This window comes from Paramesorhizobium salinisoli (genome assembly GCF_003335045.1).
Classification (GTDB): Bacteria; Pseudomonadota; Alphaproteobacteria; order Rhizobiales; family Rhizobiaceae; genus Paramesorhizobium; species Paramesorhizobium salinisoli.
Map to the genome: position 1 here is coordinate 1 of NZ_QOZG01000156.1, position 255 is coordinate 255.

Sequence of the window (255 nt, forward strand, 5' to 3'; positions counted from 1 at the left end):
CACCGATCGGGACGCTGGAATTATCCGAGCGCGCGTAGACGCTGACAGTAACGTTGCCCGGCGAATTCGGCCCGTAGACGGTCACCTGCGTGCTGGAGGTCGTGTTGTTGACGACCGGCGAGGTGTCGGGATTGAAGACGACGGTGTAGCGCGGATCCGACGGAACCGCCGACCAGTAGATATCGCTCATCTGGTCGCTCGGGTTCGCATTCGTCGCCGTCAGCGTCTGTGCCGCGTAGAGCGGAATCGGATCCG

Annotated in this window: 1 protein-coding gene; it reads right to left on the minus strand. The window is 62.7% G+C overall.

Features of this window, described 5'->3' with window-relative positions; translation table 11 throughout:
* A partial coding sequence (locus DUT91_RS26045; RefSeq protein WP_160113739.1) for a hypothetical protein occupies window positions 1–255 on the minus strand: 255 nt, incomplete at both ends.